Source organism: Pandoraea morbifera, from assembly GCF_902459575.1.
GTDB lineage: Bacteria > Pseudomonadota > Gammaproteobacteria > Burkholderiales > Burkholderiaceae > Pandoraea > Pandoraea morbifera.
Window position 1 is genome coordinate 237183 of record NZ_CABPSD010000009.1, and the last position, 23401, is coordinate 260583.

Annotated in this window: 22 protein-coding genes and 1 tRNA gene; 12 read left to right on the plus strand and 11 right to left on the minus strand. The window is 64.2% G+C overall.

Features of this window, described 5'->3' with window-relative positions:
• Positions 1 to 2: 2 nt before the first annotated feature.
• Positions 3 to 653, minus strand: a complete 651-nt coding sequence (upp, locus tag PMO31116_RS16300) for a uracil phosphoribosyltransferase (RefSeq protein WP_023594676.1) — start codon at positions 651 to 653, stop codon at positions 3 to 5.
• A gap of 155 nt (positions 654 to 808) precedes the next feature.
• On the opposite strand from upp, the gene PMO31116_RS16305 reads away from it, so the two are divergent.
• From PMO31116_RS16305 to PMO31116_RS16315, 3 genes are read left to right on the plus strand one after another with little or no spacing between them, the layout of a single operon-like run.
• On the plus strand, positions 809 to 1588 hold the full coding sequence (locus PMO31116_RS16305; protein ID WP_150567645.1) for an SDR family oxidoreductase: 780 nt from the start codon (positions 809 to 811) through the stop codon (positions 1586 to 1588).
• Positions 1589 to 1635: 47 nt separating this feature from the next.
• Positions 1636 to 2049 carry a methylglyoxal synthase gene (locus PMO31116_RS16310; protein ID WP_150567646.1) on the plus strand — a complete coding sequence of 138 codons (414 nt, stop codon included), beginning with the start codon at positions 1636 to 1638 and terminating at the stop codon, positions 2047 to 2049.
• Positions 2050 to 2097: 48 nt separating this feature from the next.
• Positions 2098 to 3072: a quinone oxidoreductase family protein gene (locus PMO31116_RS16315; RefSeq protein ID WP_150567647.1), complete on the plus strand. Its 975-nt coding sequence runs from the start codon at positions 2098 to 2100 to the stop codon at positions 3070 to 3072.
• Between the two features lie 262 nt (positions 3073 to 3334).
• Here the strand turns inward: PMO31116_RS16315 and PMO31116_RS16320 are convergent, their stop codons facing one another.
• Entirely contained in the window at positions 3335 to 3616 is a 282-nt protein-coding gene (locus tag PMO31116_RS16320) for a YkvA family protein (protein ID WP_246185328.1), read from the minus strand.
• A 381-nt stretch (positions 3617 to 3997) separates the two neighbouring features.
• Positions 3998 to 4231, minus strand: coding sequence for a hypothetical protein (locus PMO31116_RS24370; RefSeq protein ID WP_343038624.1), 234 nt, complete (start codon positions 4229 to 4231; stop codon positions 3998 to 4000).
• Here PMO31116_RS24370 and PMO31116_RS16325 point away from each other — a divergent pair.
• On the plus strand, positions 4230 to 5423 hold the full coding sequence (locus tag PMO31116_RS16325) for a gamma-glutamyl-gamma-aminobutyrate hydrolase family protein (RefSeq protein WP_343038625.1): 1194 nt from the start codon (positions 4230 to 4232) through the stop codon (positions 5421 to 5423). The genes PMO31116_RS24370 and PMO31116_RS16325 overlap by 2 nt on opposite strands.
• Positions 5424 to 5557: 134 nt before the next feature.
• Here the strand turns inward: PMO31116_RS16325 and PMO31116_RS16330 are convergent, their stop codons facing one another.
• Both PMO31116_RS16330 and PMO31116_RS16335 read right to left on the minus strand, forming a co-directional pair.
• Positions 5558 to 6721 (minus strand): porin, encoded by a 1164-nt coding sequence (locus PMO31116_RS16330; protein ID WP_150567649.1) that lies wholly within the window; start codon positions 6719 to 6721, stop codon positions 5558 to 5560.
• Between the two features lie 900 nt (positions 6722 to 7621).
• Positions 7622 to 8722: a sigma-54-dependent Fis family transcriptional regulator gene (locus tag PMO31116_RS16335; RefSeq protein WP_150567680.1), complete on the minus strand. Its 1101-nt coding sequence runs from the start codon at positions 8720 to 8722 to the stop codon at positions 7622 to 7624.
• Between the two features lie 370 nt (positions 8723 to 9092).
• Here PMO31116_RS16335 and PMO31116_RS16340 point away from each other — a divergent pair, with 370 nt between their 5' ends.
• Positions 9093 to 10037 carry a LysR family transcriptional regulator gene (locus PMO31116_RS16340; protein WP_150567650.1) on the plus strand — a complete coding sequence of 315 codons (945 nt, stop codon included), beginning with the start codon at positions 9093 to 9095 and terminating at the stop codon, positions 10035 to 10037.
• A gap of 33 nt (positions 10038 to 10070) precedes the next feature.
• Here the strand turns inward: PMO31116_RS16340 and PMO31116_RS16345 are convergent, their stop codons facing one another.
• The 3 genes from PMO31116_RS16345 to PMO31116_RS16355 all read right to left on the minus strand — a co-directional run bounded on the left by PMO31116_RS16345 (position 10071) and on the right by PMO31116_RS16355 (position 13818).
• Entirely contained in the window at positions 10071 to 10826 is a 756-nt protein-coding gene (locus PMO31116_RS16345; RefSeq protein WP_150567651.1) for an SDR family NAD(P)-dependent oxidoreductase, read from the minus strand.
• Positions 10827 to 10920: 94 nt separating this feature from the next.
• Positions 10921 to 12783, minus strand: a complete 1863-nt coding sequence (locus PMO31116_RS16350; protein ID WP_246185337.1) for a TRAP transporter large permease — start codon at positions 12781 to 12783, stop codon at positions 10921 to 10923.
• Positions 12784 to 12798: 15 nt separating this feature from the next.
• Positions 12799 to 13818 (minus strand): TRAP transporter substrate-binding protein, encoded by a 1020-nt coding sequence (locus PMO31116_RS16355; protein ID WP_150567653.1) that lies wholly within the window; start codon positions 13816 to 13818, stop codon positions 12799 to 12801.
• Positions 13819 to 14507: 689 nt separating this feature from the next.
• On the opposite strand from PMO31116_RS16355, the gene PMO31116_RS16360 reads away from it, so the two are divergent.
• The 5 genes from PMO31116_RS16360 (at position 14508) to PMO31116_RS16380 (ending at position 19081) form a co-directional block, all read left to right on the plus strand.
• Positions 14508 to 15674, plus strand: a complete 1167-nt coding sequence (locus tag PMO31116_RS16360) for an acetyl-CoA acetyltransferase (RefSeq protein WP_150567654.1) — start codon at positions 14508 to 14510, stop codon at positions 15672 to 15674.
• Positions 15675 to 15857: 183 nt separating this feature from the next.
• A complete protein-coding gene (locus PMO31116_RS16365; RefSeq protein ID WP_281350160.1) occupies positions 15858 to 17468 on the plus strand; it encodes an acyl-CoA synthetase in 1611 nt (536 codons plus the stop codon).
• Entirely contained in the window at positions 17465 to 18010 is a 546-nt protein-coding gene (locus tag PMO31116_RS16370; protein ID WP_246185330.1) for a PPC domain-containing DNA-binding protein, read from the plus strand. The genes PMO31116_RS16365 and PMO31116_RS16370 overlap by 4 nt, the downstream gene beginning before the upstream one ends.
• Complete coding sequence (locus PMO31116_RS16375) at positions 18007 to 18420, plus strand: PPC domain-containing DNA-binding protein (protein WP_150567655.1); 414 nt, start codon at positions 18007 to 18009, stop codon at positions 18418 to 18420. Before PMO31116_RS16370 ends, PMO31116_RS16375 begins: the two co-directional genes overlap by 4 nt.
• A gap of 196 nt (positions 18421 to 18616) precedes the next feature.
• Positions 18617 to 19081 (plus strand): DUF3757 domain-containing protein, encoded by a 465-nt coding sequence (locus PMO31116_RS16380; RefSeq protein WP_150567656.1) that lies wholly within the window; start codon positions 18617 to 18619, stop codon positions 19079 to 19081.
• Between the two features lie 19 nt (positions 19082 to 19100).
• Here the strand turns inward: PMO31116_RS16380 and alaC are convergent, their stop codons facing one another.
• Positions 19101 to 20318, minus strand: coding sequence for an alanine transaminase (gene alaC, locus PMO31116_RS16385; protein ID WP_150567657.1), 1218 nt, complete (start codon positions 20316 to 20318; stop codon positions 19101 to 19103).
• A 290-nt stretch (positions 20319 to 20608) separates the two neighbouring features.
• Between alaC and PMO31116_RS16390 the strand changes: the two genes are divergently transcribed.
• Positions 20609 to 20938, plus strand: a complete 330-nt coding sequence (locus PMO31116_RS16390; protein WP_150567658.1) for a DMT family transporter — start codon at positions 20609 to 20611, stop codon at positions 20936 to 20938.
• 63 nt (positions 20939 to 21001) lie between these two features.
• On the opposite strand, the gene rocD is transcribed toward PMO31116_RS16390, so the two are convergent.
• Positions 21002 to 22207, minus strand: coding sequence for an ornithine--oxo-acid transaminase (gene rocD, locus PMO31116_RS16395; protein ID WP_150567659.1), 1206 nt, complete (start codon positions 22205 to 22207; stop codon positions 21002 to 21004).
• 203 nt (positions 22208 to 22410) lie between these two features.
• On the opposite strand from rocD, the gene PMO31116_RS16400 reads away from it, so the two are divergent.
• Positions 22411 to 22487 (plus strand) — tRNA-Arg (locus tag PMO31116_RS16400).
• Between the two features lie 746 nt (positions 22488 to 23233).
• Here the strand turns inward: PMO31116_RS16400 and PMO31116_RS16405 are convergent.
• Positions 23234 to 23401: integrase core domain-containing protein (locus PMO31116_RS16405; protein ID WP_150567660.1), on the minus strand; the 168-nt coding region annotated here is incomplete at its 5' end.

Consider the following 23401-nt stretch of genomic DNA (forward strand, 5'->3'; position numbering starts at 1 on the left):
CATCAGTTCTTGGTGCCGAACAGGCGGTCGCCCGCGTCACCCAGGCCCGGAATGATGTACGCATGATCGTCAAGGCGCTCGTCGAGCGAGGCGACGTACAGCTTCACGCCGGGATGCGCATCGTGCAACACCTTGACGCCTTCGGGCGCGGCCACGAGTGCGAGGAAGGCAATGTTCTCTTCGGCCACGCCGCGCTTGCGCAGCACATCCACGGCATGCACGGCCGAGTAGCCCGTGGCGACCATCGGATCGCACAGAATGAAACTGCGGTCGGCCACGTCGGGCAGGCGTACCAGATACTCGACCGGACGATGTTGCTCGTCGCGATACACGCCGATGTGGCCGACGCGCGCCGACGGCACCAGATCGAGCAGACCGTCGCTCATGCCGACGCCCGCGCGCAGCACGGGCACGATGGCGAGTTTCTTGCCTGCGATGACGGGGGCGTCCATGGCGACCATCGGCGTGTCGATGCGCTCGGTCGTGAGCGGCAGGTCGCGCGTGATTTCATATCCCATGAGCAAGGTAATCTCGCGCAACAGGCCGCGGAACGTGCGCGTCGAGGTTTCCTTGTCGCGCATGTGCGAGAGCTTGTGCTGGATCAGCGGGTGATCGCAGATATAGAGATTGGGGAAGCGGGTGTCTTGTTTCATGGCAGGCAAATCGGGGGCAGGGCCGGTGTGGCCCGCATGGCCGCGATTTTAACCGATGCGGGTGGCAGCGGCGTGCACGCGATTCCCTTAGAATCGCGGGGAGACGGCCAGAGGGCTGTCTCCGACCAATGCGTAACTTGTCTGGAAGACCGAACATGGATCTGGGAATCAAGGGCCGCACCGCACTCGTGTGCGGTGCGAGCAAGGGCCTGGGGCGTGCCTGTGCGCAGGCGCTGGCCGAGGCGGGTGTGAACCTCGTCATCGTCGCGCGCACGGCCGACGCCCTGAACGCCGCGGCGAACGAGATTCGCGCGGCCACCGGTGTGAACGTGAGCGCGGTGGCCTGCGACATCACCACGCCCGATGGCCGCGCCCAGGCGCTTGCCGCCTGCCCGCAGCCCGATATTCTCGTGACGAATGCGGGCGGTCCGCCTCCGGGCGATTTCCGCGACTGGCATCGCGACGACTGGATTCGCGCGCTCGACGCGAACATGCTCACCCCCATCGAACTGATCAAGGCGACCGTGGATGGCATGATCTCGGGCGGTTTCGGGCGCATCGTGAACATCACGTCGTCGGCCGTGAAGGCGCCGATCGACATTCTCGGCTTGTCGAACGGCGCGCGCTCGGGGCTGACCGGCTTCGTCGCGGGGCTGGCGCGCACGACCGTCTCGCACAACGTCACTATCAACAACCTGTTGCCGGGTGCGTTCGATACCGACCGTCTCGCGGGCACCATGCGGGCGTGGGCCGACAAGAGCGGGCAGACGGTTGACGAAGCGCGGGCCAGGCGGGCCGCGGCCATTCCGGCGCGCCGCTTCGGGCAGCCGCAGGAGTTCGGCGCGACCTGTGCTTTCCTGTGCAGCGCCCAGGCGGGCTACATTACCGGACAGAACGTGCTGATCGACGGCGGCGCGTATCCGGGCACCTTCTGAACCGTCCTCACCACACCGTGTCTCGACCCAGCGAAGGGATCGCATCAATGACTGTATCGACCGTACCCAAAGTCCGAATCGCGCTCATCGCGCACGACAAGAAGAAGGACGAGATTCTCGCGGTCGCGCGCGACTACGTGGGCGTCCTGCGTCAATGCCAGCTCGTGGCCACGGGCACCACGGGCGGGCGCATCGCCACCGAACTGGGCCTGGAGGTGGAGCGCATGCTCTCGGGGCCGCACGGCGGCGATCTCCAGATCGGCGCGCAACTGGCCGAAGGGCGGGTGGACATGGTGCTGTTTCTGCGCGACCCGATGACGCCGCAACCCCATGAACCCGACATCAACGCGCTGGTGCGCGCGTGCGATGTTCACAACGTGCCGTGTGCGACCAACAGTGCCACGGCGCGGTTGCTGCTCGAACAACTGATCGTGCGTCTGGCGGCGCAGCCGCAGGGCTGACGCGTCGCGACAGGCGGCCCGATAACCCGAAGCATCGAAGGAGCGAGGATGACCAAAGCGATTCGCATTGAACAGAATGGTGGGCCGGAAGTGATGAAGTGGGTCGACGTCGAAGTCGGCGACCCCGGTCCGGGCGAGGCGCGCGTGCGCCACAACGCCGTCGGCCTGAATTACATCGACGTCTATTTCCGGACCGGTCTGTATCCGCAGCCACTGCCCGCCGGCCTCGGCATGGAAGCCGCGGGCGTGGTCGAGGCGGTCGGCGAGGGCGTCACGCATGTCAAGCCCGGCGACCGTGTCGCTTACGCCAGCCGTCCGTGCGGGGCCTATTCGCAGGCGCGCATCATGCCCGCCGCGCCGCTGGTACGTCTGCCGGACGCGATCAGCGACGACCAGGCCGCCGCGATGATGCTGCAAGGCATGACCGCGCAATACCTGCTGCGCCGCACCTATCCGGTCAAGGCGGGCGACACGATCCTGATTCATGCGGCCGCCGGCGGCGTGGGCCTGATCGTCTGTCAGTGGGCCAAGGCGCTCGGCGCGACGGTGATCGGCACCGTCGGCTCCGACGAGAAGGCGGCGCTCGCACGTCGGCATGGCTGCGACCATCCGATCGTGTACACGCGCGAGAACTTCGTCGAGCGGGTCAAGGAAATCACGGGCGGTGAGGGTGTGCCGGTCGTCTACGACTCCATCGGCAAGGACACGTTCATCGGTTCGCTCGACTGCCTGCGTCCGCTTGGCATGATGGTGAACTTCGGCAATGCGTCCGGGCCCGTGACGCAGATCAACACGTCAGACCTCGTGTCGCGAGGCTCGCTGTTCTTCACACGTCCGACGCTGTTCAGCTACACGGCCAAACGCGCCGATCTCGAAGCCAGCGCGAACGAGCTGTTCGACGTCGTGGCCCGCGCAGACGTGAAGATCGAGGTCAATCAGCGTTATGCACTGGCTGACGTGGCCCAGGCGCACCGCGATCTCGAAGGGCGCAAGACGACCGGCTCGACGCTGCTCATGCCCTGAGGCTTGGCAGCGACGCCGACGAAGCCGGTAACCTGACAAGGCCTCGGGGTCGCCGGGGCGACCTCGCGGGCATTGGCCGGCATTGGGGTATTTTCGGGCCGGGTTCCGTGCAGCACGGAACCCGGCCCGTTTCGTTTGCAATGGTGTGGTGCGCGATGGCGCATGGTCGAGGGCAGATCGTCGCCCGGTCGGCCTGGCAGGCTCGATCCGCTCGTTTGGCTCGCTTGGCCCGACTCGCGCGAATCGATTCCGACACCCGGACTCAGGCGCGTTGCGTGAACACGTGAGCGCGGGCGTCCTCGCGGACATCGAACGGCAGACGGCCGATCAACCAGTGCACCACCATGCCGATCACGACCACGTCGTCGAGCAGGCCGAACACTGGCACGAAATCGGGGATGAGATCGATCGGGCTCAGCAGATACACGACGAGCAGGGCCACGGCGGGCAGCAGCCACCACGGACGGCGCGGGTCGCGGGCCGCGTGCCAAAGCACGCGGAAGTCGTGGCGGGCGATCTGCCACAGGCGGAGAAAACGCTTCACTTGCAGGCTCCTGATACTGACGTGCCCGCCAAATGGCGACGGGCATTTTCGTTCAATGACGGCAAACATCGCCAAAATTGAATGAATGTCTCGCATTTTGTCGCGATTATACGCGCATCCATTTCTGTCCGGCCGACCCGGCGCGCAGCCACACGATGCGTGACAATTCCGTTCGACATCGCGGCGACCGGACGGTTTCATCGCCACGCAACGGGCGGGTTCTGGCGATCGTCGGCCATCGGTATCCCGCACGCGTGGCGCCGCGCGGTCGGCTTTCCCGGTTGCGGCGGGACCGGGGCGGCGGGATAATTCCCCGGCCGCAGTGGTCAATTCATCTTTCCCCCTTCGCGGACGCCTTCCAAACGCCATCATGACCGACGCTCAAGACCCGAAATCGCCGCAGCAGCCCCAGAAGCCTGAATCCGAGACGAGCAAGAGCGCAACGCCACAACCGATACCTCCGGCCACCGGCACCGGCAGCACTGCCGGCGCGTCCGGGGCGGCGGCATCGACACCGTCCACGTCATCGACCGCCGCCGCCGCACCGGCCGCACCGGCGGCGACGCGGGCCACCGCAACGCCGGTCGCCGGCACCGCGCAAGGCTCACCGGACATGCCACCGAATCCCGACACGCTCACGCGTCCGGTCCAGTCTGGCGACGCCCGGGCACAGACTTCGCAGCCTGTGGCGGTCCAGTCCGACAAACCGGTCGCCCATGCGTCGGCTGCCGAGGTGGCGTCGGATCGCAATCCGATCGGCGCACCGGCGCCGGCATCGGGAGACGACGTCAAGGCGGCCGGAGTCGGCAGCGCTGGCGGTCACATCGGAGAGGTGGGGGCTGCCGCGGGTGGTGGCGGTGAGGCGCTGCATCAACCGTCGTTCGGCTCGGCGCCGCGTCCCGGCAGTCCGGCGTCGATGGGCGGTCAGCCGTCCTATCTGCAGGCGGGCGACTCCCCGTGGTCGGTTCTGCGGCGCATCATGTCGGCCCGCTTTCGCGCTTGGTACGACCGGGCGGGCCAGCGCATCACGCAGCGCACGCTGAAGATCGGCATCTCGGCGCGCATCTTTCATCCGGAGCCCGGCTCGAAGGGGCTGCGCAGCAAGACGCTGCAATACCTCGAAGAGTCGATCGCGCACTGGGTGATGTCGCGCGACGTGCTGGTGTTCATGATTCCGACGGTCGACACGCAAGGCCTGCTCCACCCGAGCCACATTCGACTGCACGATTACGCGAAGCATCTGGATGGTCTGGTGTTGCAGGGCGGCGCCGACGTCTCGCCGCTGACCTATTCGGAGGTCGCGACGCGTCACGAATGGCAGGGCGACCGCATGCGCGACATGTACGAACTCGAACTGCTTCACGAGTTCGTCGAGCAGGGCAAGCCGATTCTCGGTGTGTGCCGGGGGTGCCAACTGATCAACGTGGCGTTTGGCGGCACGTTGCACCAGGATATTGCGACGGATCTGCCCGAAGCGATTCCGCACGTCACCGAGACATACGAACACAATCGCCACACGCTGACGTTCCCCGAGGGATCGTCGCTCGCGCAAATGCTCGCGCCGGTCGATGTGCCGATCGTCAACTCGATCCACCATCAGTCGGTGAAAACACTTGGGCGCGACCTGAGCGTGGAGGCCGTGTGCGCGGAAGACGGTGTGGTCGAGGCGATCCGCTACCGCAAGGCGCCGTTCGTGATGGGCTTGCAGTGGCATCCGGAGTTTCACCGGGCCGGCGGGCCGGAGTTCCTCGATTGCACGCCGGTACTCGACAACTTCCTGCGTGCGGCGCGCGAGACGCGCTTCTGAGGCGCAGGGTAGACAATGGGCGACGACGCTGCCGAGTGCAGGCGTCGCACCCACGAAAAAAAGGGCAGCCCGGAGGCTGCCCTTTTTTGTGTCAGGCGTACCGCGATGTCGCTGCGGTACGCGCGCCGCCTGGCTTAGAAGCGGTGACGGATACCCGTGCCCACAACGGTTTGCGAGCTGGTCGACGACATACCGCCGGCAGCGCCGACACCGGCTGCGAGGCCCGTGCCTTCGTTGTCGGAGATGTGCTGGTACGAACCCGTCAGGTACACATCGGTGCGCTTCGACAGACGGTAGTCAGCTTGCAGCGTAACGGTGTGGAACTTCGGCTTCTTGTCCGTCGAATCCTGCTTGGCCATCGTGTACGTGTACGCGGCCGACAGCGAGACTGCCGGGGTCAGCATGTAGCGACCGTTGACTTCGAAGTTGTCGAACTTCAGGCCGTCGTTGTTGAAGCCAACGGCGGTGCTGTTGAAGTTGATGCCCGACAGACCCTGGAGTTGCGTGTGGGTGTACACCAGGCCGACCGTTGCCGGGCCGAAGGCGTAGTTACCACCGATACCCCAAACGCGTTGCTTCTGAGCGTTGAAGACCGAGTCGCCACCGGCCGACGTGTCGACGGCACCGGCAACGTTGTTGTTACCCGGATTGCCTTGGCGTTCCAGGTAAGCGGCACCCACCGTCAGCGGGCCGTTCGCGTAGTTCACGCCGGCGCTGAATGCACGGTTGTTGGCGAAGTCGCCGGCCTTGTTCGAGAAGCCGTACAGGCCGCCGAAGGTCAGGCCGTTGTAGTTGGCGCTCGAGTACTTGACCGAGTTGTTCACACGGAACGAGTTGTTCGTGTTGTCGTTATCGTACGGGTGCGCTGCGATCGTGCCGCCGAACGACGAACCGTTCAGGGTCAGCGGAGCCAGGTAATCCACCACCGAGTCGTACTGACGACCGATCGTGACCGAGCCGAACTTGTCGTTCTGCAGGCCGACGAAGGCTTGACGACCGAACATGCGGTTGTTTTGGCCCAGGCTGCCGTTATTGATCGAGAAACCGTTTTCCAGCACGAAGATGGCCTTGTTACCGCCACCCAGGTCTTCCGAGCCCTTCAGGCCCCAACGGCTGCCGTTGACCAGGCCGCTCGTGGCGCGGAAGTTCTTCGAACCCGAAGCACCGATCGTGTTGGTCGAGTTGCTGGTGTAAGCAACGCCAGCGTCGATCAAACCGTACAGGGTGACGCTGCTTTGTGCGTGCGCGCCCACCGAGAACGCGCCGATAGCGGCCGCGGCAAGAAGAGTTTTTTTCATGGTTTAAGCTCCAGTAACGTGACACGAATCGCAGAATTCGCGTGAAAACAGAACGCGGCGAAACAGAACATGTCGAGGTGACGGTTTGTCATTCGCGGACCCGATCAGGTATCGGCACTGCTCTGTTGACAGGGGGCAGTGTATGAGTGAGCGCTACTCCCGCCTATTTCAGAATCCGCAAGAATCTATTTCATATCTGAAAAGAATCATGCAAACGCGTCGCAAAGCGTTGTGCGACAAGGGATCAGCCTGATTAAGCGTAGGCGAGAAATGCCGATGCAAGCGAAGTGTGTTGCGCTCGGGACACAGTGAGAGCGACCTGCGAAAGCGCGTCGGAAGCGTTGTCATTGCTGGGTTTGCGCGCGACACGCATGGTTCCGTTTGGTTCCGGTGCTGCGCGATCATGTCGCAGAGGCGGCTCGCGCGGGGGGCGCATCGAACGATAAGCGCTACGTCGCGTCCGCACGCTTTTCGGTCTCACTTGCCACATCGCTGATGAAGACGAAATCGAACATCGCACGTCACGCGCACGTTCGCCGCGACGCGGATCTCATCGCTCGCCTCCCATCGCGCGTAATGAGAGATGTCTTAGATTTCGGCGAGCGGAAAATCTAGGAGCTCGCCAAAAAACCCTTTATTTATGGAGTTTTACGAGACTATTGCGAGTCCTCGAATAATTCATTGCGTCGAATGATGACAATGATTTTCGACGCCACACCTATACTACGTTCCGCGAGAAGTAGACTTTTGCGTTGAGTGAAAAGTCTCCAAACCTTGGCGCGGCCTCATTGGCCGCGCTTTTTTTTGCCCGCGTTTTTCATCCGCGTTTTTCCCATTCCCCATTTGGCCTGCGTCGTCGTCTGGCGCTAACGCTCGGCATTTCGTCCGTGGCGTTCGGGGCTATGCGAAGTGAGCCGCATTGAGGGCATCGCCGCAGTCGCGCACGTGCGGAATGCTCAACTGCTTGAGCTTCCGGTATAGCGACGCGCGACAGAATCCGAGCGTGCGTGCGGCCGCCGAGATATTCCAGCGATGTTGCGCGAGCGCTTGCAGAATGCGGTCGCGCTCGACTTCGCTCTCGTTTGCTCTGCGTGCTTCGAGCGCCTGGCCGCGGTGCATCGCGCCAGGCGTTTCGCGCGACGCCACCGAATCATCGACGTCACCGCGCAACCGGGTCGCGGATGCCATCGCTGTGCCGGCCGCCGATCTGGCTTGCGACGCGGCAACGAGGTCCGGTGGCAGATCGTCCACGCACAACTGGCTTGTGCTCATGACGGCGCATGCGTAGCGCAACGCGGCGCGCATTTGACGCAGGTTTCCCGGCCACGCGCTAGCAAGCAGACACGAAAGCGCTTGCGGCGACACGCGGGCCAGCGCCTGATCGGCGCGCAGTCCGGGCCACTCGTCGCAAAGCATGCGCGCGATCAGCTCGGCTTTATCTTCGCGCTCGCGCAGCGTGGGCAGCGTGAGAACGCCGACAGCGATGCGGTAGTAAAGATCTTCGCGGAACGTGCCGTTCGCCACAGCGCTGGTCAGATCCTGGTGCGTGGCGCAAATCAGTTGCACGTCGACGGGTACGGGATGGCTCGCCCCCAATGGCGTGACTTCTCGCTCGGAGAGCACGCGCAGCAGGCGCGTCTGCATTGCGTAGGGCATGTCGCCGATCTCGTCGAGAAACAGGGTGCCGCCGTCAGCCTGTTGCAGCTTGCCCTTCATCCCGCCGGGCAGGGCGCCCGAGAATGCGCCGCGCTGATACCCGAACAATTCGCTCTCGACGAGATGCTCGGGCAATGACGCCGTGTTGATGGCGACGAATGCCTGCGCGCGCCGCTCGCTGTAGGCGTGCAGCGCGCGGGCGAGAAACTCCTTGCCGGTGCCTGTCTCTCCAAGAATCAACACCGGGATGCCACGATCGACGAAGCGCTTGCCGCGCGCGAGCAGTTCGCGCATGCGGGCATCGGTGCCGCTCAGTTCGTCGATGGCGAGATAGTCGGGGCGCATGCGCCGGGTCGATGCCGAATCGGGCGCGACGGCGGTCATGGGCTCGGCTGGGGGGGCAGGCAGGCGGGCGATGCGTTCGGCGATCGCCGCGATGTTGCTGAACGCGGTATGGGTATTGGCGGCGCCGTGGGGGACGGCGTGGCCGACAGGTCGAGCGGGGGCAGACGCTACAGCGAGGTGAGCGGGCATGACTTGTCTCCTTCTCGTATCGGTACGAAAGGGCGCCGTCGGTGGCTTGTGGCCTGGCGATTCCTGACGTCTCTTTATGTTGCGACCGGCTCGGGTGGCCAACCGCCAACGCAGGATACGACTCACGAGTCATAACATCCAATACAATATTGATGCGCTATTAATACCCTTGAGGTATCAAATGATTGAGCTGCGTCATTTTCAGTATTTCGTGGTGCTCGCGGAGACGCTGCATTTCGGCCGCGCGGCGCAGCAGTTGCACATCTCGCAGCCGCCGCTATCGCGCCAGATCGCCCTCATGGAGGCCGAGCTGGGGGTGCGGTTGTTCGAGCGCACGCGCAGAAGCGTGCGCCTCACGCGCGCCGGGGCGCGCTTCTATCAGGATGCGGTGGAAATCCTCAACTCGGTCGAGCGGGCGCGGCGCAACGTGGTCGCGGCGAGCCGGGGAGAAGACGGCGCCATCACGGTCGGCTTCATGATGTCCTCGGCGTACAACATTCTGCCGGCGCTCACGCGCACGTATGCCGCGGCGTACTCGCGCGTCGACATGAAACTCGCGGAGACGTTGCCGAACCTGCTGGCCGACGCGGTGCGGGCGGGGCGGATCGACGTTGGCATCATGTACCGTCCCGAGGATCTCACGGGGGTGGAGACGGCGACGGTGTTTCGCGAGGAGATGGTGGCCGTGCTGCCGCGCACCCATGCGCTGGCCTCGGTCGACGTGCTCGACGCCTCCCAGCTCGCCGACGAGTCCTTCGTGAGCATTCCGCGCGAGATCGCGCCGCTGGTCTACGACCTGATCGTCGACCACTGCCGCCGCGCGGGGTTCTCTCCGCATATCCGGCTCGAGACCAATCTGCAGCAGACGATCATCAACCTCGTGGGGGAGGGGCTGGGCGTGGCGATGGTGCCGATGTCGATGAGCAGCGCGAGCGCGTCGGGCAGTGCGGTCTTCAAGCCGTTGCACAACGCGCCGGTGGCCGAAGTGGCGCTGCTGTGGAGCCGCGACAACCACAACCCGTGCGTCGCCACATTCGTGGAGAATGCCCGCCAGGTGTGGCGCGAGATGCAGCGCGCGCCAGGCGCGCGGCTGGTGCCCGACCTGCCGGACACCCGCCTGCGCTGAGCGATGGGAGCGAAGTGACGCGCCCGGGCGGCGTCAGATCTCGAGAATGCCGGCCGCCACGAAACCGCCGTCGACCGGCAGGATATGGCCGGTGACATAAGACGAATCTTCCGACGCCAGGAAGCTGACCGCGCCCGCGATCTCACGCGGTTGGCCGTAGCGGCCCAGCGGCGTGGTCTCCGTATAGTGACGGCGCGAGATGTCGGAGTGCAGCGCTTGCGTGAGCGGCGTGTCGACCGGGCCCGGAGCAATGCCGTTTGCCGTAATGCCGAAAGGGGCGAGTTCGATGGCCATCTGACGCGTGAGACCGATGACCGCTGCCTTCGACGTGCCGTAGGCCGTTCGCCCGGCGCTGGCCAGAATGCCCGCGACCGACGCCAGATTCACGATCCGCCCCCAGCGCTGCTCGCGCATGAGACGCGCGGCATGCTGCCCGCACAGCAGCGTGCCGGTGAGGTTCACGTTCATCACCTGATGCCAGTGATCGATCGGATAGTCGAGGAACGGAAACGTCTTGGCGATCCCCGCGTTGTTCACGAGCACGTCGCAGCGCCCGTGCCGCTGCGCGACCTGGGCGAAGCCGTCGGCGATCGATTGCGCATCGCCCACATTCATGGACAGCGCCCACGCGTTACCGCCTGCCGCGCTCAGCTTCGCCGCCGTTTCCGTCGCGGCGCCTTCGTTCAGATCGGCCACCACCACCGTCATGCCGTCCTTGACCAACCGTTCGCAAATGGCGGCGCCAATGCCCATGCCGCCGCCCGTGACTACTGCAACTTTCTCCGTCATGCTATGGACTCCTAAATTTATTGACTTCTACGGCACGGGCCCCGCCGCCAGCAGCGCGGCGGAGCCCGTCGGTAAAAACGTTAGTGAATGTCGCTTACTTCAGGAAACCGATCGAGATCCAGGGCACGAAGACGACGATCAGCAGCGCCACGAAAAGTGCACCCATATAGGGCCACATCCGATTGAAGACCTTGTCGGGCGAGGTCTTGCCGATGGCGCATGCGGCGTAGAAGCCCACGCCCAGCGGCGGCGCGAACAGGCCCATGCCCATCGACAGGATCACGACCATGGCGTAGTGCACGTCGTGAATGCCCATCGAACGGGCGACCGGGAATAGCAGCGGCCCGAACAGCACGATGGCGGGAATGCCCTCGAGCACGCTGCCCAGCACGATGAACACGACCATGGAGATGAGCAAGAAGCCGATCTGCCCGCCCGGCACGCCGTGCATCAGGCCCACGAGCTTCGCGGAGAAGCCCGACTGCGTGAGTGCCCAGGCCATGGCGGTGGCCATGCCGATGATGAGCAGGATGGCACCGGACAGTGCGGCCGTTTCGGTGAGCAGCGGGTACAGGCGCTTGAAGTCGAGGTGCTTCTTGAAGAGGTGGACGATCAGACCGATCACGATCGTGTAGGCGATGCCGACGGTCGAAACCTCGGTGGCCGTGGCGGCGCCCTCGATCACGGCCGTGCGAATCAGGATCGGCAGGGCCAGGGCGGGCAGCGCCACGATGAACGTCTTGGCGATCACGCTCCACGGCGCGCGTTTCGCTGCGTTCGGGGCTTCCTTGCGCGACCGTGCGAAGCAAACGACCACGATGGCGAGCGTGGCGATGACCGCCGGCAGCAGGCCGCCGACGAACAGGGCGGTGATCGAAACGCCACACACCGCACCGATGGTGATCAGCACCAGACTTGGCGGAATCGTCTCGGTCATGGCACCGGTCGACGCGAGCAGCGCGACGAGGTCTTCCGGCTTGGAGCCGCGGCGTTGCATTTCAGGAAAGAGCGCCGGCGCCACGGCCGCCATGTCGGCGGCCTTCGAGCCGGAGATGCCGGACACGAGGAACATCGCACCGAGCAGCACGTACTGCAGGCCGCCGCGCACGTGGCCGAGCAGCGAGCCCATGAATTCGATCAGGCTGCGGGCGAGACCGCTCATTTCGATGAGCGCGCCGAGCAGCACGAACAGCGGCACCGACAGCAGGATGAGGCCGGACATGCCCTCGTCCATGCGGCTCACCACGATCTGCAACGGTGCGTCGGTGACCAGCGCGAGATACGCGAGCGTCGCGGTGCCGAACGCGAAGGCGATGGGAATGCCGCCTGCCACGCAGGCGCCCACGATCAGCACGAAGAACACCAGCAGGTTGTAGTTGCCCATGGCGATGAGCGCCGGGCGCCCAAGCCAGAGTGCCGCACCGAGGGCGGCCACGACCAGCACGCCCAGGCCCAGTTGTCGCATGCTGGAGCAGCGAGCCAGGCGCGATATCGCGGCGATGAGCATCAGGCCCGCGCCGACCGGGAGCGCCGCGGCACGCAGTCCGTCGGGAATTTCCAGCGCCGGCGTGGTGATGTCCATCTGTTCGATGGCATGCGCGTAGGCGGGCATGATGATCAGTGCCACGAACACGCAGACCGTGAGCGCGGCCATGGTCTGAAACCATTCGCGCCACGCGACGGGGAGCTTGTTGACGATGGCGGACAAGCGCATGTGCTCGCCCCGGTCGAGCGCCAGCACGGCGCCGAGCATCGAGAGCCAGATGAACAGGATCTGGGCGAGCTCGTCCGACCACGTGAGCGGATTGTCGAACCCGTAACGCGAGACCACGCCCGCGAGCAGGATGAGTGTTTCCGCCACCACCAGCAGCACGGCAACCGCCTCGGTGACTTTCATCACCGCGCGGTTGACGTGGCAGAAGAGGCGGGCGAGCGCGTGCGTCGGCTCGGCCGTCATCGTCAACGTTTCCATTTACGCGAGCTTCCCGGTGTACTTTTCCAACATGGACCAAGCCTCATCGCCGAACTTCTTGTGCCATTCGGCATAGAAGCCCGCGCTGCGCAGCTTGTCGCGGAATTGCTCATTGTTGGGCGCATTGAACACGAGGCCCTTCTGCTTGAGCTCGGCCATTACACCGTCGTTGAGCTTGCGCACATCGTCGCGCTGCAACATGGCGGCAGCGTTCACGTTGGCCGTCACGATCGCCTGCAGATCCTTGGGCAGCTTGTCCCACTTCTGCTTGTTGGCGAGGAACCAGAAGCCGTCCCACATGTGATTCGTCATCGACACGTATTTCTGCACTTCGTAGAGCTTGGCCGTGGTCAGCAACGCCAGCGGGTTTTCCTGCGCTTCGACGATGTGCGTTTGCAGGGCCGAATACACTTCGGCGAAGTTGATCGACGTGGGCGAGGCATCGAACGCCTTGAACATCGACGTCCACAGCGGGCTCGTCGGCACGCGGATCTTCAGGCCCTTGAGATCGGCGGGCGAGTTGATCGGACGGCTGCTCGTGGTGATCTGGCGATAGCCGTTCTCCCAGATCTTGTCGAAAGCGAACACCGAGGTTTTGGCGATCTGGCCGCGCACGTGCGCACCGAGGTCGCCGTCCATCGCGGCCCACACCTGGCTGTAGTCCTTGAATGCGAAGCCCACTCCGGAGATCTGTGCCGACGGCACGAGTGTGCCGAGGATCAGCGGCGAGAGCGTGAAGTAGTCGATCGCGCCTGCGCGAATCTGGCTCAGCATGTCGCTGTCGCTGCCGAGCTGGTTGTTCGGATAGATCTGGAAGTCGATGCGGCCCTTCGACTGCTCGGCGATCTTCTGCGCCATCTCCTTGGCGCGGATATTCATCGGGTGGCTGACGGGGAGATTGTTCGCGAACTTCAGCGTGAATTCGGCGGCGTGTGCCTGCGTTTGGTACAACCCCGTCGCGGCGGCTGCCGACGTGGCTGCCACGACCTTGATGAAGTGGCGGCGATCCATGGTGCTCATACTGCATGTCTCCTGTTTATTGGTTTGGTGACCGCATCTGAAGCGCGAGGCGCGCCGGCGTGTTGCCTTGCAGCGCCCCGGCCGGCTCGCATCCTGCGGCGTGCGAGTGGCCTGGCTATCTTACGCAAGTCGAATGCCAGATCGCGCGCCGAGCGGGAAAACCCTTACGTTGTTAAGCATCGGTGAAATCCCTCGCATCGCCAGCCTGCGCCGCCACGCACCATCCCACGTTGTTTCGCCGGCTTTTGCCTGATGGAACGACCGGTGGCGCGGCCGCTTCATACCTCGGGCAATGACGGATCCACTTGCGCGCGCGATGCGTCGCGGTGCGACAGGTGTCGCATCTGTCGCGCAATTTGCGACACCTGTCGCAGGCCGGACATCGTCGCGATGCGACAGGTGTCGCATCGACCGTGCGACACACCCGGCGTGTTGCAGCACAGCAAATTCGCTTCACGCGGGGTGCACTCGAATTCACTTGCCCGGCGGGTGACATGCGCTTTACGCTTGCGTCAATTGCCGGCGCGCCACAAGCGTTGCCGCTGCAAGGAGGACGCAGGGGGCAGGTCGACGCCGCCCGCGCCGCACCGAATGGCGCCCGCATCACGTCAAATCGGGCGGGCGCATTTGTCTGGCATCGAAATTGCTCACCGGAGTCTGGATGACCCCAATTTTCCGGAGAACACTTCATGGTTGCTGCATGCCTTACCGGCTGGGCCCACTCCCAGTTCGGCAAACTCGATAACGTCGATGCCGAAGTTCTGCTGGCCGATGTCGCACAAGCCGCTCTCGACGACGCGGGCCTTGCGCCCGAGCAGATCGACTCGATTCATGTCGGCACCTTCAACGGCGGTTTCCTGTATCAGGACTTTCCGTCTTCGCTCGTCTTCAACCGTATTCCCGGCCTGCGCTTCAAGCCCGCCACGCGTTACGAGAACGCCTGCGCCACGGGTTCGGCGGCGGTTCACGGCGGCTTGCAATCCATCGAGGCCGGCAAGGCGACGCACGTGCTCGTGATCGGCTTCGAGAAGATGACCGAGCTGGCCACGCCGCAAGTCGGCGACGTCCTGCTCAAATGCAGCTATGCGCGGGAAGAGGCGGGCATTCCCGGCGGCTTTGCCGGCGTGTTCGGCACGATCGCGCAAACCTACTTCGAGCGTTACGGCGATCAGTCCGACGCGCTCGCGCGCATCGCGGCAAAGAATCATCGCAATGGCGCGGTGAACCCGTACGCGCACATGCGCCGCGACTTCGGCTACGACTTCTGCCGTAACGTCTCCGAGAAGAATCCTTTCGTGGCCGGTCCGCTCAAGCGCACCGATTGCTCGATGGTCTCCGACGGGGCCGCCGCGCTGGTGATCTCGTCGGCCGACGTCGCACGCACGATGCCCAAGGCCGTGGGCTTTCGCGCGGCCGTACAGGTCAACGATTACCTGCCGCTGTCGCGCCGGGATCCGCTGGCCTTCGAAGGCGGTCAGCATGCCTGGCGTCAGGCGCTGGGCGTGGCGGGCGTGTCGCTGAAGGACTTGTCGCTGGTCGAGACGCACGACTGTTTCACCATTGCCGAACTGATCGAGTACGAAGCGATGGGGCTCGCGAAGCCCGGCCAGGGCGCCAACGTGATCGCCGAAGGCCTGACGGAAAAGAACGGTCTGCTGCCGGTCAATCCCTCGGGCGGTCTCAAGGCCAAGGGACATCCGGTCGGTGCGACGGGCGTGTCGATGCACGTGATGGCGGCCATGCAGCTCACGGGCACCGCCGGCGACATGCAGATCCCGAACGCGAAGCTCGCGGGCGTGTTCAACATGGGCGGCGCGGCCGTGGCCAATTACGTCAGCATTCTCGAGGCGCGATGAGACGTCGCATTGGGACGCCGCGACGCGTCCGGACGGATTGCGTCGCGTTAGCCTGAACCGCATCAAGGCGCATCAAGTTGCATCAAGCCGCATTTGGCGTCATCGAGGCACGCCGGGCCGTTGGGGTGCGCAGAACGTATCAGGCAGGGGCCCGGCGCTGGCCGGGGCCGTCATATTGCAAGACTGAGCCATAAGAAAGTAGAGGAGACGAGCGACATGCTCAAGAAGGTCATGAATCTCGGCCGGCTGCTGGCCGACGTTGCCCGGCGTCACCCGGACGAGCCCGGGGTGATCGTCGGCGACAAGGTCACTACGTGGGCGCAGATCGACGCTCGCGTGAATGCAGCCGTCGACGCGCTGCGCAAGTTGGGCGTGGGCAAGGGCGACAAGTTGCTGGTTCACTCGCGCAACAACCTGCCGATTTTCGAGAGCGCGTGGATCGCGTTTCGGCTCGGCGCCGTGTGGGTGCCGACGAACTTCCGCATTACCGCGCCCGAGGCGGCGTATCTCGGGCAATCGAGCGGTGCGTGCGTCATGATCTACGACGCCGGCTTCGAGGGACACGTCGACGCCGTGCGTGCCGCGTCGCCCGCCCTGCGCCATGTGATTGCGCTGGGCACGCCGCGTCAGGGTGAATTCCATTACGAAACGCTCGTGGCCGAGCATATGGGCGCGGCCGGTTACGAGGCGGAAGTCGAGTACGAGGACCCGTTGTGGTTCTTCTACACATCCGGCACGACCGGACATCCGAAAGCGGGCGTGCTCTCGCACGGGCAGATGGCGTTCGTCGTCACGAACCATCTGGCCGACCTGATGCCTGGCATCACGTATCGCAGCCGCTCGATGGTCGTCGCGCCGCTCTCGCATGGCGCCGGCATTCATGCCATCGTCAACACCGCGCGTGGCGCGGCGAGCGTGCTCCTGGCGGGAGAAAAGATGGACGCGGCGCAGGTGTGGCAGGCGATCGAGCGCCATCGCGTGGACAACATGTTCACGGTGCCCACCATCGTGAAGATGCTGGTCGAGGATCCGGCGGTGGACCAGTACGACCACAGCTCGCTGCGTTTCGTGATCTACGCGGGCGCGCCCATGTATCGCGCCGACCAGAAATACGCGCTGCAGAAGCTGGGGCGCGTGCTGGTGCAGTACTACGGACTGGGCGAGGTGACCGGCAACATCACCGTGTTGCCGCCGTGGCTGCATAGCGAAGACGACGACGCGCCCGATGCACGAGTGGGTACGTGCGGCATGCCGCGCACCGGCATGGAGGTGGCGATTCTCGACGAGCGCGGCGAGCGTCAGCCGCCGTTCGCCTCGGGCGAGATCTGCGTGCGCGGCCCCGCCGTCTTCATGGGCTATCACAACAACCCGGACGCGAATGCCAAGGCGTTCAAGGACGACTGGTTTCATACGGGCGATCTGGGCCACGTCGACGCGCAGGGCTTCCTCTACATCACGGGGCGCGCGTCCGACATGTACATTTCGGGCGGCTCGAACGTCTATCCGCGCGAGATCGAGGAGGCCCTGCTCACTCACCCGGCCGTGTCGGAGTGCGCCGTGCTCGGCGTGCCGGACCCCAAGTGGGGCGAGAGCGGGCTCGCGGTGGTGGTCGCCCGGGAGGGCATGGCCGCGCAGGCCGACGAACTGCTCGGACATCTCGAGGCGCGCATTGCCCGGTACAAGTGGCCGCGTCGCTTCGTTTTCTGGAATGCCATGCCCAAGTCGGGCTACGGCAAGATCGTGAAGAAGCAAATCAAGACGATGCTCGAAGAGCAAGGAGACTATCGACTATGAAACCTGCGCTTTCGCGGATCTATCAACATGCAGGCGTCCCCACGTTACCCCGTGTGGAAGACTGCGTGTTGAGCGGGCAGCACGAACTGCGCGTGACGATCCGGTCTGGTGCGAATCTCGGCGAGTCCCTGCGTGCGGCGTTATCCCGCTATACGCATGGTGGCGGCGTCGGACGTTTCTGCGCGGGCACCGCGCGAGGACTGCGGTATCACATGATCGAGACCACTGCCGACGCGGAGCGCCCGTTCGGCTATGGGGCGCCGGTCGACGAAGCCCGGGAGGTGGATCTGATCGGCGGGGCCATCACGATAGGCCGCACCTCCGACGGCGCCACGCTGCTGCATTGCCATGCCGGGTTTTCCGACCCGGGCGGCGAATTGCACGGTGGTCATCTGATTCTCGATCACACCTGGGCGGGCGACGAGCCCGTGGTGATCCGCCTGTGCCTGTTCGAACATGGCGGCTACGTGACCGGGGAGGACGAGGAAACGCGCTTTCATTTGCTGCGGCCCGCGGCGAGACGACCGGGAGAGCCCTCATGAGCGCGGCGCTGGAGGTTCCGGTCGCCATCGAGAGCGGCACGCTGGGGCGGCTGGTCGTGGCCCGTCTCAAGCCCAATCAGGACCTGACGGAAAGCATCGAGGCATTGTGCGCCGAGCATGGCATTGCGCGGGCCATCGTACGCGGCGCGGTCGGCAGCCTGATCGACGCGCGTCTCGCGTTCCGTGCAGGCGACAGTTGGCGCGAGCAGCTGGTGAGCGGCCCGGGGGTGGAAATCCTCAATGTGTTCGGCGAGGTCGACGTGCGCCCCGAAGCCGCCCAGACGCTGCCCATGCTGCACGGCATGGTGGCCGACACCGAAGGCCGCATGTTCGCCGGGCGTTTCGTTCGCGGCGGCAATCTGTCGTTCATCACCATCGAGGTCACGTTGCAGGAGTGGCTGCCTGCCTAGCGCGACGTCGACACCATCGATCGCATGTTTTGACGAGGAGGCTTTTGCCTCCTCTTTTTTATCGTCAGGACGTGCCTAACGGGAACTCTCCCGCACGCGCGGCGACGCTTTTCAGAATTCAGTCGTCAGGCCAGCAGGTGTAATCGTACCGGACATCCCGAATCGTCTGTCACATCATCCTCAGAAGGAGCGCGTCATGTTTCGTACGATATCGATGATCGTGGGCACACTTGCCGTTTTCGGTCCAACGGCGGCGCACGCGGAGATCAATGCCTGTCCGGCCGTGGCCGACATCCACCAAAGCGTGGGCAACGAGACGATCGTCTACACGGCCAACGCCAACGGCGGCACGTGGCACGGCGAGCAACCGAGAGCCTCCGAGGGCATGCTCGCGCACCTTCGCTTTTCGGGGGCTCGCTTCGATGCCAGGAAGCACAGGGTCATGTGCGACTATGTCGCCGACGCGGCACTCGGGGGTGGTTTGCGCATGAGTCTTTCGGATGCGACCCGCGCCGTGGGCGCTGCATGGGTCGCGTCGTCCGATGTCAGTTCGGGGCCCGCGTGGACTTGTGCGGAGCGCAATCCCGTGAACTGTTCGTTCAGCACGAAGTCGCGGCGGGATCCGGGGCATCGGGGTGACATGCGCCCCGATGCCGGTTGACCGTATTGCGGGGCGTGGTTCAGGCCACGGTCGGCTGGATCAGACCGTCTTCGCGGAACATGTGCTTGATGCCACGTACGGCCTGGCGAATGCGCGATTCGTTCTCGATCAGGGCGAAGCGCACATACTCGTCGCCGTATTCGCCGAAGCCGATGCCCGGCGAGACCGAGACCTTGGCCTGGGCGAGCAGTTTCTTGGCGAACTCGAGTGAGCCGAGCGCGCGATACGGTTCGGGAATGCGCGCCCAGATATACATCGACGCGCGCGGCAGATCGACGGCCCAGCCCGCTTCCGTGAGTCCCTTGTAGAGCACGTCGCGGCGGCGCTGGTATTGCTCGCGGATTGCCTCGACGCACTGCTGGTCGCCTTCGAGCGCGGCGATGGCGGCGACCTGAACCGGCGTGAACGTGCCGTAGTCGTGATAGCTCTTGATGCGTGCGAGTGCGGCGACCAGTTCGGCGTTGCCGACCATGAAGCCGATGCGCCAGCCGGCCATGTTGTAGCTCTTGGACAGCGTGAAGAACTCGACGGCCACGTCCTTCGCGCCGGGCACCTGCATGATCGACGGCGCCTTGTACCCGTCGTATACGATATCCGCGTACGCGAGATCGTGTACCACGAGAATGTCGTGTTTGCGCGCGAGGTCGATCACGCGTTCGAAGAATTCCAGTTCGACGCACTGCGCCGTGGGGTTCGACGGGAAACCGAGAATCACCATCTTGGGCTTCGGATGACTCTCGCGAATGCCGCGCTCCAACTCTGTGAAGAAGTCGATGCCGGGCGTCATCGGCACGGAGCGGATGTTCGCGCCCGCGATGACCGCGCCGTAGATATGGATCGGATACGACGGGTTCGGCACCAGCACCGTGTCGCCCTGGTCCAGCGTGGCGAGCATCAGGTGGGCGAGACCTTCCTTCGAGCCGATGGTGACGATGGCTTCGCGCTCCGGGTCGAGCTCGACGTCGTAGCGATCCTTGTACCAGCGCGTGATGGCGCGGCGCAGGCGCGGAATGCCGCGCGAGGTCGAATAGCCGTGTGTATCGGGACGTTGCGCGACCTCGACGAGCTTGCTGACGATATGCGGGGGCGTCGCACCGTCGGGATTGCCCATGGACAGGTCGATGATGTCTTCACCACGGCGGCGCGCCGCCATTTTCAACTCGGCGGTGATGTTGAAGACGTAAGGGGGAAGGCGATTGATGCGCGCAAAGCTGCGCGAGCTCTGAGAGCCGGGCATGGGAATCCTCGAACGTAAGCGCCCGGAACCGTCCGAGCGACGCCGGTGTGCTGGCCACACCGTGATGGCGAATGTAGCGCGGCGTGCGTTGCTTGGGCAAGTGGTTTCTGCGGTTCGTTTTTCCGGCGGGGGGCCTGGCAGGAAGCATGCGCCGGGCAGGCGCTGGGGGCAAGAGCCGCTCCGGGACCCGACGAAGCCTAGGAAGGCGGGGAAGAGGAGGGGGGCAAATGAGGCGAAGTGACGTCGGTTATGATGAGCGCCCGTGAGTTCGAGCGAAAGGGAGTAGGACGATGGCGTATCTGTATCTGCTGGTGGCGATCGTGGCGGAGGTCATCGCAACGTCGGCCCTGAAGGCCTCGGAGGGATTCACGCGGGTGGGGCCGGTCGCACTGGTGGTGGTGGGATACGGCCTGGCGTTTTACATGCTTTCGCTCACGTTGCGTTCGATTCCCGTGGGAATCGCGTATGCGATGTGGTCGGGTCTTGGCATCGTACTTATCTCGATTGCCTCACGCGTGCTGTTCGGGCAGAAGCTCGACGCCCCGGCCATGGTCGGCATGGCGCTCATCATTGCGGGCGTGATGGTCATGAATCTCTGGTCGAAGTCGTCGGCGCACTGACCGAGCGCGACACGACGCGCGCGATTTGCCTGGTTCGTCCGTCCCGCTGACCGTCGGGCTCCCTCACACGTTCGTTTCGGCTTCGGCGAGTACGGCCTTGAGCGCCGAGATGCACAGATCGATGTCGGGGCGTTCGATGACGAGCGGTGGTGCGAGTCGCAGCACGGTCGAGCGCGTCTCCTTCGCGAGCACCCGGCGGTGCAGCAGTCGCAGTGCGAGGTCGTGTGCGTCGGCCAGCGCCGGATCGATCTCGATGCCGACCCAGAGTCCGCGCCCACGAATTTCGCGCACGAGTGGTGAGTGAATCGCATGCAGGCGGGCGAGCAGGTACTCCCCCATCTCCGCACTGCGGCCGGGCAGGTCTTCGTCGGCCATCACGTCGAGGGCTTCGAGCGCGACGGTGGCCGCCAGCGCGTTGCCGCCGAATGTCGAACCATGGCTGCCGGGTTCGAAAAGATCGATGATGTCGCGGCGTGCCACGAAGGCCGAGACAGGGAGCAGTCCGCCGCCGAGCGCCTTGCCGAGCATGACGCCGTCGGGCACCACGTCTTCGTGCTGATAAGCGAACCAGCGCCCTGTGCGTCCCAGCCCGGACTGGATTTCGTCGAGGAGCATGAGCACGTTGTGCTCGGTGCACAGCGCGCGCAGGGCGCGCAGAAATCCGTCCGGTGGGATCACGATACCGCCTTCGCCCTGAATCGTCTCGAAGAGCACGGCGCAGGTATTGGGGGTGATGGCGGCGCGTACGGCGTCGATATCGCCGAAGGGCACGCGCACGAAGCCGGGCGCGAAGGGGCCGAAGTCGGCCCGATAGGAGGGTTCGGAGGAGAATCCCACGAGGGTGGTCGTTCGCCCGTGGAAGTTGCCGTCGGCCACGACGATCTCGGCCTTGTCCGCGGGAATGCGCTTGACGCTGTAACCCCAGCGGCGTGCGGCCTTGATGGCGGTTTCGACGGCCTCGGCGCCGGTATTCATGGGCAGGGCGCCGCCAAGCGTGGTGAGGTCGCACAAGCGTTCGAGGAAGGCGCCGAGCCGGTCCGTGTAGAACGCACGGGAAACGACGGCGAGCCGTTGCGCCTGCGCGGTAAGCGCTGCGACCAGACGTGGGTGCGCGTGGCCGTGGCTGACGGCGGAATAGGCGCTCATCATGTCGAGATAGCGATTGCCCTCGACGTCCCAGACCCAGACGCCTTTGGCATGCGAGAGCACGACGGGCAGCGGCGCGTAATTATGGGCGCCAAAGCGTTGTTCGCGTTCGATTTCGTTCATGAGCGCGCTCCTCCACGTCACCAGTCTAGATGCGATTGCGCTGATACGTAAAGAGGACAACTCCTGCAACGGCGTCGATGAAAATGGCATGCGCGTGCGCTATAATCGGTGATTACCCTTGCGTGACTCGGTCGCGTTGCGCGAAGGGTGCGCCGGCAGCGGTATCAGGCCGCCGCCGCACGCGTCATCAAGTCACGCACGCACTGCCCATAGCTCAGTTGGATAGAGCATCGGCCTTCTAAGCCGACGGTCGGGGGTTCGAATCCCTCTGGGCAGGCCAGTAAAATCAATGATTTGAGCGGTTCATTTGTTTCGGTTCGATCTTTGTCTACAGGCGGTGTAGGTGCTGTGTAGGCGTTTTCGATCAAATTAAGTCAACCATGATCAACGTCACCTCCGGTGGCGAATCAAACCCCTGCTTTGGCGTTGCAGCCATTGATCCCAAAGTCCTACACTGTTTCTGCGCTTGAGCGCGAAAGCCGTTGACGTCAATAAGTTCGTATTGCAAATGACTAATTTGGAAGGATGTAATTTTCCGAAGTATCTTCTAAGCCGAGAGCATTGGCGGACGGGGAGGCGTCAAGTTGGTTTGCCGTGCCTATTTGTTGCGAGCGCCAAGCCGGGCCGATTTGGTCGAGGTATGATTGCGGTCCCGATTTCTAGAACTGAGGAAGAAGAATGGTGATGGCGGTTAGGACAACGAACGACAAGGATATCATCAATGCGATGGCCATGAAGAAATGGTCGCCGTTGGAGGGTGCCTTGCTCGTATGTAAGCAGTTTCCGGTGGCATCTAATGGGAAGTTTCTCACCTTGGAGGACTGCCGGGACCTGGCGATAATGAGCTCGAACTTCGAGACCGCCGAGCGGATCTTTTCGCTATGGAAAAGTGAGCCGTTCGGTTCGATATGTCCGACCCCGAACGCATTTCTCCTGTGGTGCAAGTATCGGAACATCAAGGAAGCTGATTGGTTTGTGATGACCTGCCCCCTTCATTAGAGCCAATGGGCTTCTAGCAAAGTCCCTTTAAACCAGCTCCTGGAAAGCGGCAGGAGCGTCCGCGGTTGCCCGATGTTTGGCCGCAAACTCTGACGGCGCAAGGTACTTCAGTGCGCTGTGCGGCCTTTGCTCGTTGTAGTCCTGACGCCATGCCGCGATGACTGCTCGAGCGTGCGCGAGCGTCGTGAACCAGTG